Raw genomic sequence first — 13,547 nt, forward strand, 5'->3', positions numbered from 1 at the left:
TATCAATAGTTATTCTGGTGCTTTGTCGCTGATAAAAAATGCCCCCGCCAGTGTCAGTGGCAAGGGCAATGAAGGTTAGTAGCTGAGGCCGTGGCCAATGGGGTATTTCAATTCACCCATTGAGCCGTCATCATTTTGTTCGAAGATGTTGACGGGTAATTTACCTGAAGGGTTTAGGTTACCAAGGATAATACTGGCTACCGAATCCATTACATTAGCACCGAGATCAACCCCTTTTTCATCCGTACCGTAGTAGTTGTAGGTGGCAATAGTGCTGTGCGATACCTGCTCAAAGTTAACGGTATCGTATGGGGCCCTCAGGGTAAGGTGGATAACATTTTTACCAGTGTTGTAAGCGTGCGCCATCATGTTGAAGGCAAATTGGTTATCGTCAATTTCTTCTTCATAAGTCATTGCTTGGATGATTGGCTCATCGACGTTAAATACCAACGAGCCATTAATGCTGGAGGCACTTCGCTTATTGATGTGGCTTAGGGTGTCGCCATTATCTTCAACAGGTGAAGGTTCGGTAGCGGCAGTGCCGATAATGATGGTATCGGCGTTATCAATATTCGTTTTTTCAGTCTCTTCATCGGTATTGGCGATCAAAACGCCTGATACATCTGCAACGCCTTGAGCTTGCAGCGCCGTTTCGAGGGCTTCTGATTTATTGCCTTCGCCGTAGTCGGGCATGATGATGTGTACTTTGCCGATGGTATCAGTGCCTAATGGCAATCTGTTTTGGTCATTGGCAATGAGGGTCATTGCCTGATCGGTAATTTCTTTTTCGATGGCTTGGTGCTGCTCATTACCGATTACGTTCCTGGCATTTTCCTGAATCTCGGCAAGGTCTTGTTCGCCGCCGGTATTGAGTAGGTCGCGTTTTAGTTTAGTCGCAATGATCCGCTCAACCGAGCGGTCGATTTGATCTTCCGAGATTTCCCCTTGATGAATGGCCTCAACAATATCGTCGATTAAGTTACCCAGTTTGCCTTCGTCGCCGGCGGTACGGAATAAAGTCGGCATCAGTGCGATATCGACACCGGCCTGGAAGGTCTTGATGACGGCGTCGGCTTCTTCAAAGTAATCAGCGATGCCTTGCATATCTAGCGCATCCGTGATGGTTAGCCCCTGATAGTTCAGTTCTTCCCTTAGCAACTCGGTCTGAATCTTATAGGAAAGGGTGGCCGGAACCATCATCTCTTCGCCTGTTTTGCTACTGGTGATCATCGAATCATCCAGTGCAGGATATTGGATATGTGCTGTCATGATCATATCAGGGGCAATGTCTTGTTCTATGGCCGTTTGGTAAGGAGCCAAGTCGATGGCATAGGCCTCTTCTTTTGTTTTGTTCACGATAGGAAGGCCGTAATGGGAATCACTTTCTGTGTCGCCATGGCCAGGGAAATGTTTGAAGGCCCCGATGACATTTTCAGACGCCATCCCTTGTGCTGTTTGGCCGCCAAGGATGCCAACGAGCTCAGGATCTTCGCCATACGAACGGACATTGATCACTGGGTTAAGAGGGTTGGACTGTACATCGACAACGGGGGCGAAATTGACATTGAAGCCAACGGCGTTGATTTCACTGCCGAGGACTTTTCCAGCATCATAGGCAAGCTGTGGATCATTGCTGTTTAGATAGGCCGAGCCAAGTGCCATATTACCGGGTAGATTAGTCGCCTGGTCACGTGGCAGGCGAACCACGTTACCGCCTTCTTGGTCTATGGTAACAAACAAGCCGACCTCTTGATCATCGGCAACCGCATCCTGCATGTTCCATATCAATTCGGCTGTTTGATTAATATCAACAAGGTTGCTGCTAAATAAGATAACGCCACCGACTTTATTTTCCCCAATGACATGGCGGACGCTCTCATTCATTTCGGTCAGGCCATCGACACATTCAGGATCATTATCATCACACCAATAACGAAAAGACATAATGATTTTCTGGGCGACCTTTTCTTCAAGAGTCATCTGCTCAGTAATCTCACGCGCTTTATCACTTATCGATTGTGAATTCGATGAATCATTACATCCGCTAAGCGCAGCTAGACAGCTCAATGTTAATAAAGAGAGTTTCAGACCCCGGTTCATTATTTTTCCTTCTACTCATTTACCAATGTCAAATTGGTTGTTTAACGTTATGAAAAAATTGATTTTTTAGCGCAGTTATTGATTTTTATTACAGAGTGTAAAGTGCGCGGTTTGAAGGAATGCTATCGGGGGGGAACTTATTTTGTTGCGATAAAAATCACAAGTTGAATTATTCCAAATAGAGGGGTAAGTAGGAATAATTCACTACTGATTTATTTTGAAAACGTACGGATCGCGGTTCTACTCGGCTGATAGGTATATGGTGAGGGGATAATTATTTTGGGTTTGGAATAATTTATATCCGTTTTACTTTAATTTTATATTTGTTATAAGCGGTATTTTACCCTCTTGCACATAATAGGTGTTTAGCTTTACCTGGAGCATTCTCATTTGGTGGAAAATGGTGCCATTCTTTTTATTGATCATTGCCGGTTTTCGAACCGGCAATGATCTAGATGCTATGTGGAAACTTACGAACTCACATCGACATTTTTCAGAATAAAGTCAGATTCGTAAACGGCAAGGTTGCTATCAACTGGCTTCTCATTCATACCTATTACTTCCACCATTACTGTGGTTTCTGAGATTGTGCTGCCAATGCCATATAAGAAATCATTACTTGAATAGCCAATACCTGATGAGCTGCCGGTTTGGTCACGGAAGTTTTGCTCGCCACGCAGGGCAAAGTATGGATAACCAGCACCTTGAGCAAGCTCTGCCGCTTTGTGAAGCAGGTAGTTTCTGGCAAGGGTACGATCGGTACTTTCGTTGCCGATGAAGCTGATTTGCCAAGTATCTTGTGCAAGTGGAGTGACTTCAAAGCCTTTACCGAAAGACCAGAAAGAGTCACGGTCGGTATCATAAGGCGTTGCACAACCCGCCAGTAGCAATGCGCTTAAACCGCATGCAATTAGTCCCATTTTTTTCATTATAATGCGCCTATAAAACACTGTTCATTATGTTTTTTGATAGTAGCATTATTTTTTAAGTATTCATTGCTTTCAAAGGTGATCCGTACAAACCCATACAGTTGGTGAATGTTTTATTGGTCGAGAGGGACAGCCTGCGGTCATACCCTTCTTGCTGGTAAATTGATTAATCAGAGGATGCTAGTCAGGTGGAAACGGGATTAAGAGTTTTTGTTGAGTAACCCAGATTGAGTGAGCTCAGGGAATACTTTACTTTTGATATATTTGTTGCTACCAAAAAGTACTATATGAATTAGTTACTTAACTTTGATAAGACGTCATTATAATAAATATGAATGAATAAGATAAATCATTATGTTTCTCTTATTTCTGACAAATTTGAGGACAATATCACAAAAGTTATTTTTTTAATTTCCTGTGCTGGATTGTTTATTAGTTGTAAACAATATTGGTATCTGGGTCAATGGAATATACTCGAGGCCTTTAGATAAGTGGCGGTATATCCAGATATTGAATCGACAGTATTGATTATAGGAAAGTGTAGTAAATGAAGATCGTGACAGCTATCTTACTATTTTTGTTTGCTTATATATTTAATCTTAGCCAATGCTTGGCACAGAACCGTCCTCCATATCAGCCAATTCAAGCTCACTTGAAGGTTATATCACCATACAAACAACCTATTTTGCGTAAGTTTGAAGAGTTCAAGCCCGTCGTGAACAAAATAACGTTGATGCTGAAGCAGCGATCATTACCATCCAGCTTAGTACTGGTTCCAATGCTTGAATCTTCGTTTAACCCTCAAGCGGTTTCACCGGCTAAAGCTGCAGGGCTTTGGCAGTTGATGCCTGCGACAGCAAAACGATTTGGTTTAATTGTCAATTCTAACCGGGATCAGAGGTTTGAGATTATTCCTAGTACCGAGGCAGCGATTGAATACCTGACATTTCTCTATCTGTATTTTGATAAAGACATTAACTTAACGCTTGCTGCTTATAACGCAGGAGAAGGAAGGGTATCTAGAGCAATTAAAAAGTCAGGTAGTAGGGCGTTTTCAGATCTTCGCTTACCCAAGGAAACTATTGATTATGTCTACAGATTTCATGCTTTGTCTTATCTTATTGATATATCGAAATTAAGTGATGAAAGTAAGCATTCTTTATGGCTCTTTTCGACTAGCTCGAGTAATAAAAAAGCGTTTATTGATTTATCCCCATTGCCACCTTTAATTTCACTTTAATCAATCACTTGCTCTATTTTCGTAAAAATATATGAAACATAATTGTCTAATGTAAAATTTATTTAGTCAATAATTATGGTTTCTATTTTCCTTCTTAAGTGTTGTTATTTATGGTTTTATTATTTTAGTGCTATTTTTTCTCATGGATAAGACAGGCACAATTAAACAATAAAATACTATATTGATCAGGTGAAATTAATTTACATTATGTCATTTAAATTATCCACCACTATAGTAAAAGGTGATAAATTATGTGTAACCTCAAATATTTAACAGCTATCTTGTTAGTATCGGGTTGTACAAGCAGTTTTGAACAACATATAGAAGAGTTTAGTAATGCAAGCTTCGATCTTTGTGGAACTATGAACCAGGTCGAATCATACTCCCGTGGTGACGATGGTAAGTTACGTGTTATTTGTCCCGAGAACCGCTACTTCTTATTACGTTCAGAAGACACACTTGCTTATATTCCGGATATGGACGGAGCTTATTGCAATGGAAAGGGTTTTAATACATTCAGGGAGCACAGAGATAGTTTCTCATTCACTTGTCAAGATGAGTCGCGATTTTACATTCCCAAATGAATAGCTCAATGAATATCAGACCATGCTTTAGGGATATCAAATTGGGGCAAATGTTGTGGCTTAGCCATTTTGCCCTTACGCCACTGTTTTAGCTGGTTAACATAAGTCAGGATATGGGCAACGGCGATAAAGAGTTGATTTGGGATCATCTGATCGATTTGCGTGGTGCTATAGATAGCTCGGGTTAACTCCGGGGACTCGATAACCTCAACCTTGTGTTTAAGGGCAAGCTCCTTGATAAAGTGAGCAACCTCATCTTGTCCTTTGGCAACAACGAATGGGGCTTCGGCTTGTTGTGTGTCATAGACTAAGGCCACTGAATAATGGGTCGGGTTAGTTAAAATTACATTGGCTTTAGGTACTCGCTCATTGGCATTTCTTTTGGCATTTTGAGTTTGGATCTGCCTAATCCGAGCCTTGACTTCGGGTCGGCCTTCTTGCTCTTTGTGTTCGTCTTTGACCTCCTGTTTTGTCATTTTCATTTGCTTTGTGAATTCATATCTTTGGTATGGGAAATCCAGCAGTCCAAACAGCAGTACTATCATGAGCAAATAACCAATAAATTCTATTGTTATCGTCGCAATAGTCATAATCGTGGTATTGAACGAAGAGCGAACAAGGTTGGTAATGATTTCGGTATGGGTGGATATTACCCAGTAGAGTAGAGCAAAGAACAGGATCACCTTAATGGTATTCTTTATCAGCTCTGTCACCGACTGTAACGAAAATATCCGTTTCAATCCTTTGATTGGGCTTATTTTTTCAATTTTTGGCGCCAGTAGTGAAGGATTGAATACCCAACCACCGAGTAAATTGGAACCTATCACAGCGGCAATAAATTGGTAAATTAACAGAGGAAAGAACAGTTTTACCATGGTAAACAGCGACACCTGCAGTAACTCAACAGCTGAGTATGTATGACTGAGGGTGTGGCCGTTAAATTGAAAGCAAGAGAGAAAAAGCTCAATGAATGTCTCTTTGAACGATTCAATATTGAGTAGATAATAGGTAACCACACAAATCAGGGTGATAGAAGAAACGAACTCTTTGGCTCGAGGAATTTGACCTTCACGTCGCGCCTTGGCGAGTTTGTGCTGGCTAGGAAGTTCACTTTTGTCGCTGGCATCTTGGTTGTCAGCCATTGGGTATTCTCAACAAGTAATATAGGTGATCATTAAGTTCTACCACTAAGTCAAAATAGTGGTCACCAATTCCTGTTACTGATGCCATTAGGGCGAACAGTCCCAGCAGCATGGTCATAGGAAAACCCAATGCGAACACATTAAGTGCAGGTGCTGCTTTGTTCATCAGGCCAAAGGTAATGTTGCTTAGCAACATGACAATAATCGCAGGTATGGCGATGAGCAGACCGTTGGCAAACATCCATGACACCATCTTGATTGTGTATTCGATACTGTTAAACGGAAACACACTATCGAGCGGCCAGTAATGGAAGCTGTCTTTGAATATCAATAAGATCACTAAATGGGCATCCAATGACAAAAATAGCAACATGGAAGTGATAAACATTACCCGGCCGATAATGGCAATGTTTATCCCGTTTGCGGGATCGTTCATAACGGCCATGGCCAATCCCATTTGCATAGAAATAGCTTGGCCTGCAATCGAGAAAACAGTAAAAAACATCATCACTGCTAAACCTAAGATAAACCCAAACAAAAATTGGTAACTGGTGAAAAGTACGGTATCGAAAGAAAATGGATTGAGAGGCGGGGTATCCTTGATTAACGGTGCAAGTAAAATAGCCAGAAAGAAAGCGAAGACCAACTTGGTCCTAACTGGGATAGCGTTATCACCAAAAAAAGGCGTAATCAAGAATAACCCTGCTATTCGCACAAACGGCCACCAGAGAAACCCGAGCCACTGGGTAAATTGGCTAAAGCTAAGTTCCATCTGCCTACCCAATATCCGTTGTGATGGCATTGAACACATACATAAAGAGATCAGTGATCTCTTGCAGCAGCCAGTGACTGGCGAGAATCACAGTCAGTAAGGTAACCAATAGGCGTGGTAGAAAGCTCAGTGTTTGTTCATTAATTTGAGTGACTGCCTGGAAGATTGCCACAATTAAGCCGACCACTAAGCTCGGGATAATTAAGACCGAAACCATCAGGATAATCACCCAAATGGCCTGACTGATGATCGTAACCGCTTCTTCTGGGCTCATGGGTTTATCCAGAAAGTACTGGCAAGGCTACCCATTAAGAGTCCCCAGCCATCAACGACGACAAATACCAGTAATTTAAATGGCAGTGATACGATCAGGGGAGACAACATCATCATCCCCATAGACATGAGTACTGAAGCAATAACGAGATCTATGACTAGAAAAGGAAGAAAGAGCATGAAACCAATTTGAAAGGCCGCTTTGAGCTCACTGAGCAAATATGCTGGTAGCAGGATGAGAAAAGGAATATCAGCCATATCCGCAACATGTTTTTCGCCCGCAATCTTGGTCACTTGCTCTAACGTTTCACGTTGGGTTTGATCATACATGTATTGCTTGAGAGGCCCCTCAGCTGTTGATAGGGCTTCCATCAAGGTTGCTTCGTCATTGGAGTAGGGGATGTAGGCGGTGTTATATACCTCTGTCCATACCGGACGCATGATCAGTAAAGTGAAAATAAGAGCAATACCAACCAATACCTGATTGGGGGGCGTTTGTTGAAGCCCTAATGCTTGGCGCAAAATAGCAAGCACGATGATAATACGGGTAAAACAGGTACAGGAGATGAAAAATGCTGGGACAAAGCTCAGCATGGTCATCAATATCAAAATCTGCAGCTTCACGCTGTACTCATTACCATCGGCAGTCGAAGACTCCGTTAGGATCGTCAGCCCTTCGGCATTAGCGGGAAAGCTCCCTAGCAGCAACAAAACGACGGCTAGAAATAAGCTGTGGTGATAGTTCATCCGTGTGCTAGCCTGTCTCTGGTTAATTGCGGTGCTTTTTGATAATACTCAACAGTCTTACACCGTATTGACCGTTATTGGAAACGATCTCCCCGGTACCAAAAGCGGTGCCATTGATTTTAATATCGACTGGATCGCCTTCATATTTCTCTAACATGACCACACTGCCGGGGCTGAGGTTGATCAACTCATCCAGAATTAGGGTTTTTCGCGCGACCTCAACAGTGATATCGACCGGTATGCTTTTAAGCAAACCAACATTGTCGATAGCGCCTTCGCCCGGCGTGCCCTCATTATCAGAAAGGCTACCCAAATCGAAATCGTCGAGTTCGGGTAGTTCATCGTGACTGCTAAAGTGATTTAGTGGGTCGTCAACATTTTGACCCTTCTTGTCATCAGCCATTGATTTCGATCCCCAGTTGTGAGTCTATGGATTGTAATTTTCCGAAAAAGGTCGGGTGACCATTCACTTTGACAGTGAGGTTTTTGCACATTGTCATGGATAAAATATCTCCCGGCTTTAACTGGGCCAACTCTAACATGGTGCATTGGCCATAGAGCATGACACAGCCTAGTTCCACTGGTTGGTGGCGCAGTGTGTCCAGTATTTCATCCTTATCAAATGTTTCATTTGTTTCCATCATCTCCCTCAGTTTCTTGACATAATTTTCATCAATCATGAAAGCGACTTTAATTTCCTGTTCATCCAACTTGAATACCATTGAAATGCCTATATCTGATGGTGGCGTTTCTGCATTTTCAACGGCGAAATGCTTTGCATCAGCAGTCATAATATTCGTCACGGTCATTGCCAATTTTTGGAAAAGGCGGTGATGAGTCTGTGTCAATTTAATGTCGTTACTGTTAGTATTAAATGTATTATTTGACGGTGTGGTGTTTAAATGACGGTGTAATAAAAGATCAATGCCTTGAGGGCTTATGAAAAAGAATATATTACCAAGGCTCTCTATGTTTAATACTGTTTTGATATGGTCTTGAGGTATATCGCTAATTTCCGATAATAAGACGTCAACTTTTCTTTCTGAAAAGTTGAATTTAAGTAAGCTTATGATTTCGTTGATGAAGTGATTGGTGTGCTTCAGTAGGAACTTCCGCATTTTTATACTTGGATTGCCAAGTTCAGTTAATGATGAACGTTTCATGTCAATTCCTTTAAAAGGCTTTTGGGAAAGGTTTCATTGTTTGACACGTTGATTTTTTCTAACTATAGATTAAAGTGTTATTAATGCAAAAAATAAAAATAATAGTTGGATGTTGCTTCTGTTTTTTATTAATTCCCGCATGGTTATTTATTAATTAATTTGCTCCTAACTATGCTTTACGTGTCGAGCAGGATATGAGGCTAGGTATGATTAACTTAGATAATGCTCTTGGGGTCCACCCAGAAATGCTGTCATACAGGCTGGAAAGAACGGCAGTATTGAGCTCGAATATTGCCAATGTGGACACGCCAAATTATAAGTCGATGGATATCCAGTTTGATGCCGTGATGGGTGGACTGGGCAACGGAAGTGATTGGCAAATCAGCACGTCGTTGAAATATCGTATTCCCATGCAGCGCTCCCGAGATGGTAATACAGTTGAACTCGAAACAGAGCAAGCGAGGTTTGCTCAAAATGTTATGGACTATCATCAGAGCCTTGCATTCTTGCAGTCTAAACTCAACGGCCTCAAAACCGCAATCAAAGGCCAATAGGGAACAGGGAGGATAAATATGTCTTTCTACGGCATTTTTGAAACAGCCGGTTCGGCAATGACAGCCCAAACGATTAGGCTTAACACTATTTCCAGTAACCTAGCAAATGCTGATTCTGTTTCGGGTGACCCAGAGGAAGTTTACAAGCCTTTAAAGCCGATATTTTCAGCGGTTTATAACCAGTTCAATGCACTTCAGACAAGAGAGCAAGGCTTGGTGCCAATTCGTATTGCGGATGTTGTGGAGGTGGCGTCGATGATGGAAGGGCGTTATGAGCCGAAGAACCCATTGGCTAACGAAGAAGGGTATGTGTATTACTCCGGGATCAATGTGGTTAACGAGATGGCCGATATGATCTCTGCCACCCGCAGCTTCGAGGCCAATGTTGAAGTGTTGGGTAATGTGAAATCCATGCAGCAATCCCTGATGGGGTTGTGGCGTAGTTAATGCGAAGGACAAGACCATGACGACGATTTCAGGTGCTGCGCAAATCAATACCATTGAATCGGCATCAACGCTAGCGCCAAAAGAGAATCCAAACGATGCTGGTGCACTCAAGAATGAATTTATCACGTTGATGGTGGCTCAAATTGAGAATCAAGACCCTCTGAACCCGACGGATGGTACAGAGTATGTGGCTCAGCTAGCCCAGTTCTCCCAGGTCGATAGCACTGAAAATTTAGTCCAGCTTATGCAGTCCAATACAGCAATGCTTCAAGACTTGCAGGTGCTCAGTACTTCAGCCTTGGTGGATAAAGAAGTTACGGTGAAAAGTGATACCTTGATGGCAACAGCATCAAGTGAGCACAGTGGCTATATCGAGCTTTCTGCCCCTTCGAACACAGTGGAAATTGAGTTAGTTGATGGGGTGGGGAATGTTAAAACGATTCTCATCGGGCCAAGCAATGCAGGGCGGATAGATTTCCAGATTGATGCTCAGGCATTGGGCCTCAAAGGTAAATATCAAATGCGAGTGAAGCTGGACCAAGGGCAAGATTACCAACCCGCCATTTATCAACACGGCCGAGTCGAGGAGGTGATTACACCACTTATTGGCGGCTCGAGCCAATTAGAGGTAACAGGCGTGGGCATGGTTGATTTCTATGATATCGCTGCCTTTTCAGAGAAATAGCGTCGAATCAATAGAGTCACAACGGGATCATTTTTTGATAGCAGGATGATGGCTGCCGTTCTTCGATGAAGAAAAGTTCTTCGGAGATAGCCTCTTTAGATAAAAGAGGATGAAAAATGAGTTTTAGTATTGCATTGAGTGGGCTAAACGCCTCGAACTCAGAACTCAACACTATTTCAAACAATATTGCTAATGTTTCCACCACTGGATTCAAAGAGTCTAGGACGGAGTTTGCTTCTGTCTACAGCGGCAGAGAAGCTGGCGGGGTGGAAGTGGTGGGGGTTTCACAGAACTTTGAAAAAAGTGGCACTGTCACCGGAACCGGGAGGGCTCTAGATATTGCGCTGAGCGGTAGTGGTTTTTTTGTATTAGAAGATAGCAAAGGCCAAACCCTCTACACCCGCTCCGGTATTTTCAATATGAATGCTGATGGGGTTATCAGCGCCAGCAATGGTGCAGCTTTGCAGGGGTATCAGGTTGATCCGAATAATAACTTACTGCCAGGCACTGTAGGAACGATAGAGGTCAGCACTGCCTCCCTTCAGGCCAAGGAGACAACTGATATCGAATTTGTTGCCAACCTAGATGCCCGGGAAAACCTACCCAATAACGCTATTTTTGATCCTGCCGATTCCGAAAGCTACAACCACTCATATACCACCCCCGTTTATGACTCCTTGGGAAATACTCATACAGTGAGCCAATATTTTGTAAAAAGTGCCAATACCAATGAATGGAATATTTATGTGTATGTAGACGGGGCTCAGGCTGATATCGATGGTAGTGGAACCGCTGATGCGAGTGATTTTAACACCATTGTGTTTGGTAGCAATGGGACTTTGGATACAACAGCCGCAGCTAGCAGCCTCAATGTTGATGGCAAGTATAATATTCCCGTCACATTGGCGCCGACAGCCAATGATCTTGCCATTGAACTTGACCTATCGGCAGTGACGCAATACGGCAGTGACTTTGCGGTGTCGAAAAATAGCCCTAACGGTTATACCTCCGGTGATTACTCCAGTGTCCGAATGGAAAATGATGGCCGGATCTTTGCGACATATACCAATGGCCAATCCCAACTACAGGGGCAGGTGGTGCTGGCTAACTTCTCCTCTCCACAGAACCTTATCAAGACCAGTGATACCGCTTGGTTGCAAAGTTTTAGCTCTGGTGCGCCAGTGTTGGGAACGGCAGGTAGTGGGGTGTTTGGAGATTTGACCTCGGGTGCGCTGGAAGGATCGAACGTTGACCTCACCTCCGAGCTAGTTGCCTTGATGACCGCACAGCGTAACTATCAGGCAAACACCAAGTCGATATCTACATCTGATCAGTTGACCCAAGCACTATTTAACGTGGTGTAAATCAATGAACCCGATTCTCTTTAGTGCAGCCAAAGGGGCTGAGCGCACAATGTTGGCACAACATGTTCGTGCCAACAACCTATCCCATGCCGATACCGTAGGCTTTAAAGCGCTGATGGAGCACTCAACCCCTATGCGGTTGAAAGGTTCCGGCTTTTTAACCTCTGTGACATCGAGAACCAATTCGGCCATCAATAATTTTACTCAAGGTGAAGATATACGTACGGAAAGGCCGCTGGATGTCGCCATCAATGGTGAAGGGTTCTTTACGCTGGAAGGCAAAGAAGGAGAGCCCGGCGAGCTTTACACCCGGGCAGGAAACTTCCGCCTTGATGGCAATGGTCAGCTATATCTGGGGGAACGCCGGGTGATGGCCACTGATGGTCCGGTGGTTCTGCCTGAATTTGAATTTGTGTCGGTCGGGGCCAATGGGTTGGTCTCGGTGACCCCGATTGGCGGTGAGGCCTCGTTAGATGTTGGTTTTTTGAAGTTGGTTAAACCCGATACCGACAATATGACAATGCATGCCAGTGGGCATTTCGTGGCTAAAAACGAACAGAATCTCGTGGAAGACTTCACAGTACAGGTTCGTTCTGGATATTTGGAATCGAGTAATGTGTCCAGCCTCGAAGAACTTATCAGCATTATGTCACTGACTCGGCAGTATGAAATGCAAATAGAAGTGATGGCATCAGCCGATGAAATAGCTCAAATCGGTAATAAGCTTCTTAAAGCTTAAGGATAAAAAATATGCATAGCGCGTTATGGATTTCTAAAACAGGGATGGCTGCACAAGATGCAAAAATGGCAGCGATTTCTAATAACCTGGCCAATATCAATACTGTTGGCTTTAAGCGTGACCGGGTCGTTTTTGAAGATCTGTTTTACAGTGTCGAAAAACAGGCAGGGACTGAGACGACCGAGCTCAATGATCACCCAACCGGGGTACAACTGGGTAATGGGGTTCGAGTTGTAGGTACCGAGAAAGTCTTTACTCAGGGCAGTATCCAAAATACCAACCAGCAGTTTGATATTGCTATTTTGGGGGACGGCTTCTTTCAAATTGAAAATGCTGACGGAGAGCTGCTCTATACCCGAAACGGCCAGTTCCAAACTAATGCAGAGGGGCAGTTGGTCAATACCCAGGGCTATCCACTAATACCGGAAATTGTTATTCCTGCTGAAGCCACGTTAGTGAATATTACGGCCGATGGTACTGTAACTGCCACGATACCTTCACAGGTTAACCAGGAAGAATTAGGCCAAATTACCATAGTTAAATTTATGAACCCCGCAGGACTATCGGCTCAGGGAGGCAACTTATTTGCTGAAACAGAGGGTTCCGGGGAAGCGGTCGAATTGGTTGCGGGGACCGAAGGATCTGGCCAGCTGAAACAAGGCGCCCTTGAGGGTTCGAATGTTCAGGTGGTAGAGGAGATGGTTGAGATGATTTCGACCCAGAGGGCATATGAAATGAGTGCCAAAATGGTCAGTGCCGCCGATGAAATGTTGCAATATATTGCGCAGCAGTCGTGAGTCAGGTTCGG

The 13,547-nt window shown here is 43.5% G+C and carries 15 protein-coding genes; 7 read left to right on the forward strand and 8 right to left on the reverse strand.

Annotated elements, in window-relative coordinates; translation table 11 throughout:
- Positions 1–75: 75 nt before the first annotated feature.
- Together BIZ37_RS03365 and BIZ37_RS03370 are read right to left on the reverse strand one after the other, a co-directional pair.
- Positions 76–2,100, reverse strand: coding sequence for a glycoside hydrolase family 3 N-terminal domain-containing protein (locus BIZ37_RS03365; protein WP_370577296.1), 2,025 nt, complete (start codon positions 2,098–2,100; stop codon positions 76–78).
- A gap of 470 nt (positions 2,101–2,570) precedes the next feature.
- Positions 2,571–3,029, reverse strand: a complete 459-nt coding sequence (locus BIZ37_RS03370) for a hypothetical protein (protein ID WP_187460305.1) — start codon at positions 3,027–3,029, stop codon at positions 2,571–2,573.
- A 547-nt stretch (positions 3,030–3,576) separates the two neighbouring features.
- Between BIZ37_RS03370 and BIZ37_RS03375 the strand changes: the two genes are divergently transcribed.
- Positions 3,577–4,269 (forward strand): lytic transglycosylase domain-containing protein, encoded by a 693-nt coding sequence (locus BIZ37_RS03375; protein ID WP_187460306.1) that lies wholly within the window; start codon positions 3,577–3,579, stop codon positions 4,267–4,269.
- A gap of 589 nt (positions 4,270–4,858) precedes the next feature.
- On the opposite strand, the gene flhB is transcribed toward BIZ37_RS03375, so the two are convergent.
- From flhB to BIZ37_RS03405, 6 genes are read right to left on the reverse strand one after another with little or no spacing between them, the layout of a single operon-like run.
- Positions 4,859–5,995, reverse strand: coding sequence for a flagellar biosynthesis protein FlhB (gene flhB, locus BIZ37_RS03380; RefSeq protein WP_187460307.1), 1,137 nt, complete (start codon positions 5,993–5,995; stop codon positions 4,859–4,861).
- Positions 5,988–6,767 carry a flagellar biosynthetic protein FliR gene (gene fliR / locus BIZ37_RS03385; RefSeq protein ID WP_187460308.1) on the reverse strand — a complete coding sequence of 260 codons (780 nt, stop codon included), beginning with the start codon at positions 6,765–6,767 and terminating at the stop codon, positions 5,988–5,990. The genes flhB and fliR overlap by 8 nt, the downstream gene beginning before the upstream one ends.
- Positions 6,768–6,771: 4 nt before the next feature.
- Positions 6,772–7,041, reverse strand: a complete 270-nt coding sequence (fliQ, locus tag BIZ37_RS03390) for a flagellar biosynthesis protein FliQ (protein WP_187460309.1) — start codon at positions 7,039–7,041, stop codon at positions 6,772–6,774.
- Entirely contained in the window at positions 7,038–7,787 is a 750-nt protein-coding gene (fliP, locus tag BIZ37_RS03395; protein WP_187460310.1) for a flagellar type III secretion system pore protein FliP, read from the reverse strand. The genes fliQ and fliP overlap by 4 nt, the downstream gene beginning before the upstream one ends.
- A gap of 22 nt (positions 7,788–7,809) precedes the next feature.
- Positions 7,810–8,190 (reverse strand): FliM/FliN family flagellar motor switch protein, encoded by a 381-nt coding sequence (locus BIZ37_RS03400; RefSeq protein WP_187460311.1) that lies wholly within the window; start codon positions 8,188–8,190, stop codon positions 7,810–7,812.
- The gene (locus tag BIZ37_RS03405; RefSeq protein ID WP_187460312.1) at positions 8,183–8,950 is read right to left on the reverse strand and encodes a FliM/FliN family flagellar motor switch protein; all 768 of its coding nucleotides are present in this window, start codon (positions 8,948–8,950) and stop codon (positions 8,183–8,185) included. The genes BIZ37_RS03400 and BIZ37_RS03405 overlap by 8 nt, the downstream gene beginning before the upstream one ends.
- A 206-nt stretch (positions 8,951–9,156) precedes the next feature.
- Here BIZ37_RS03405 and BIZ37_RS03410 point away from each other — a divergent pair, with 206 nt between their 5' ends.
- The 6 genes from BIZ37_RS03410 to flgG all read left to right on the forward strand — a co-directional run bounded on the left by BIZ37_RS03410 (position 9,157) and on the right by flgG (position 13,536).
- Positions 9,157–9,504: a flagellar basal body protein gene (locus BIZ37_RS03410; protein ID WP_187460313.1), complete on the forward strand. Its 348-nt coding sequence runs from the start codon at positions 9,157–9,159 to the stop codon at positions 9,502–9,504.
- Between the two features lie 18 nt (positions 9,505–9,522).
- Positions 9,523–9,951, forward strand: coding sequence for a flagellar basal body rod protein FlgC (gene flgC, locus BIZ37_RS03415; RefSeq protein WP_187460314.1), 429 nt, complete (start codon positions 9,523–9,525; stop codon positions 9,949–9,951).
- A gap of 16 nt (positions 9,952–9,967) precedes the next feature.
- Complete coding sequence (locus BIZ37_RS03420) at positions 9,968–10,636, forward strand: flagellar hook capping FlgD N-terminal domain-containing protein (RefSeq protein WP_187460315.1); 669 nt, start codon at positions 9,968–9,970, stop codon at positions 10,634–10,636.
- Positions 10,637–10,752: 116 nt separating this feature from the next.
- Positions 10,753–12,000: a flagellar hook protein FlgE gene (gene flgE / locus BIZ37_RS03425; RefSeq protein ID WP_187460316.1), complete on the forward strand. Its 1,248-nt coding sequence runs from the start codon at positions 10,753–10,755 to the stop codon at positions 11,998–12,000.
- A gap of 4 nt (positions 12,001–12,004) precedes the next feature.
- Positions 12,005–12,739 carry a flagellar basal body rod protein FlgF gene (locus BIZ37_RS03430; protein ID WP_187460317.1) on the forward strand — a complete coding sequence of 245 codons (735 nt, stop codon included), beginning with the start codon at positions 12,005–12,007 and terminating at the stop codon, positions 12,737–12,739.
- Between the two features lie 11 nt (positions 12,740–12,750).
- On the forward strand, positions 12,751–13,536 hold the full coding sequence (gene flgG / locus BIZ37_RS03435) for a flagellar basal-body rod protein FlgG (RefSeq protein WP_187460318.1): 786 nt from the start codon (positions 12,751–12,753) through the stop codon (positions 13,534–13,536).
- The last annotated feature ends 11 nt before the right edge of the window (positions 13,537–13,547 follow it).

It is taken from the genome of Photobacterium sp. BZF1 (genome assembly GCF_014349205.1).
GTDB lineage: Bacteria > Pseudomonadota > Gammaproteobacteria > Enterobacterales > Vibrionaceae > Photobacterium.

What these genes read in the sequence shown, in the direction of transcription:
- BIZ37_RS03365 (WP_370577296.1), bottom strand. Translation starts at nt 2,100, where the DNA reads ATGAACCGGGGTCTGAAACTCTCTTTATTAACATTGAGCTGTCTAGCT.
- BIZ37_RS03370 (WP_187460305.1), bottom strand. Translation starts at nt 3,029, where the DNA reads ATGAAAAAAATGGGACTAATTGCATGCGGTTTAAGCGCATTGCTACTG.
- BIZ37_RS03375 (WP_187460306.1), top strand. Translation starts at nt 3,577, where the DNA reads ATGAAGATCGTGACAGCTATCTTACTATTTTTGTTTGCTTATATATTT.
- flhB (WP_187460307.1), bottom strand. Translation starts at nt 5,995, where the DNA reads ATGGCTGACAACCAAGATGCCAGCGACAAAAGTGAACTTCCTAGCCAG.
- fliR (WP_187460308.1), bottom strand. Translation starts at nt 6,767, where the DNA reads ATGGAACTTAGCTTTAGCCAATTTACCCAGTGGCTCGGGTTTCTCTGG.
- fliQ (WP_187460309.1), bottom strand. Translation starts at nt 7,041, where the DNA reads ATGAGCCCAGAAGAAGCGGTTACGATCATCAGTCAGGCCATTTGGGTG.
- fliP (WP_187460310.1), bottom strand. Translation starts at nt 7,787, where the DNA reads ATGAACTATCACCACAGCTTATTTCTAGCCGTCGTTTTGTTGCTGCTA.
- BIZ37_RS03400 (WP_187460311.1), bottom strand. Translation starts at nt 8,190, where the DNA reads ATGGCTGATGACAAGAAGGGTCAAAATGTTGACGACCCACTAAATCAC.
- BIZ37_RS03405 (WP_187460312.1), bottom strand. Translation starts at nt 8,950, where the DNA reads ATGAAACGTTCATCATTAACTGAACTTGGCAATCCAAGTATAAAAATG.
- BIZ37_RS03410 (WP_187460313.1), top strand. Translation starts at nt 9,157, where the DNA reads ATGATTAACTTAGATAATGCTCTTGGGGTCCACCCAGAAATGCTGTCA.
- flgC (WP_187460314.1), top strand. Translation starts at nt 9,523, where the DNA reads ATGTCTTTCTACGGCATTTTTGAAACAGCCGGTTCGGCAATGACAGCC.
- BIZ37_RS03420 (WP_187460315.1), top strand. Translation starts at nt 9,968, where the DNA reads ATGACGACGATTTCAGGTGCTGCGCAAATCAATACCATTGAATCGGCA.
- flgE (WP_187460316.1), top strand. Translation starts at nt 10,753, where the DNA reads ATGAGTTTTAGTATTGCATTGAGTGGGCTAAACGCCTCGAACTCAGAA.
- BIZ37_RS03430 (WP_187460317.1), top strand. Translation starts at nt 12,005, where the DNA reads ATGAACCCGATTCTCTTTAGTGCAGCCAAAGGGGCTGAGCGCACAATG.
- flgG (WP_187460318.1), top strand. Translation starts at nt 12,751, where the DNA reads ATGCATAGCGCGTTATGGATTTCTAAAACAGGGATGGCTGCACAAGAT.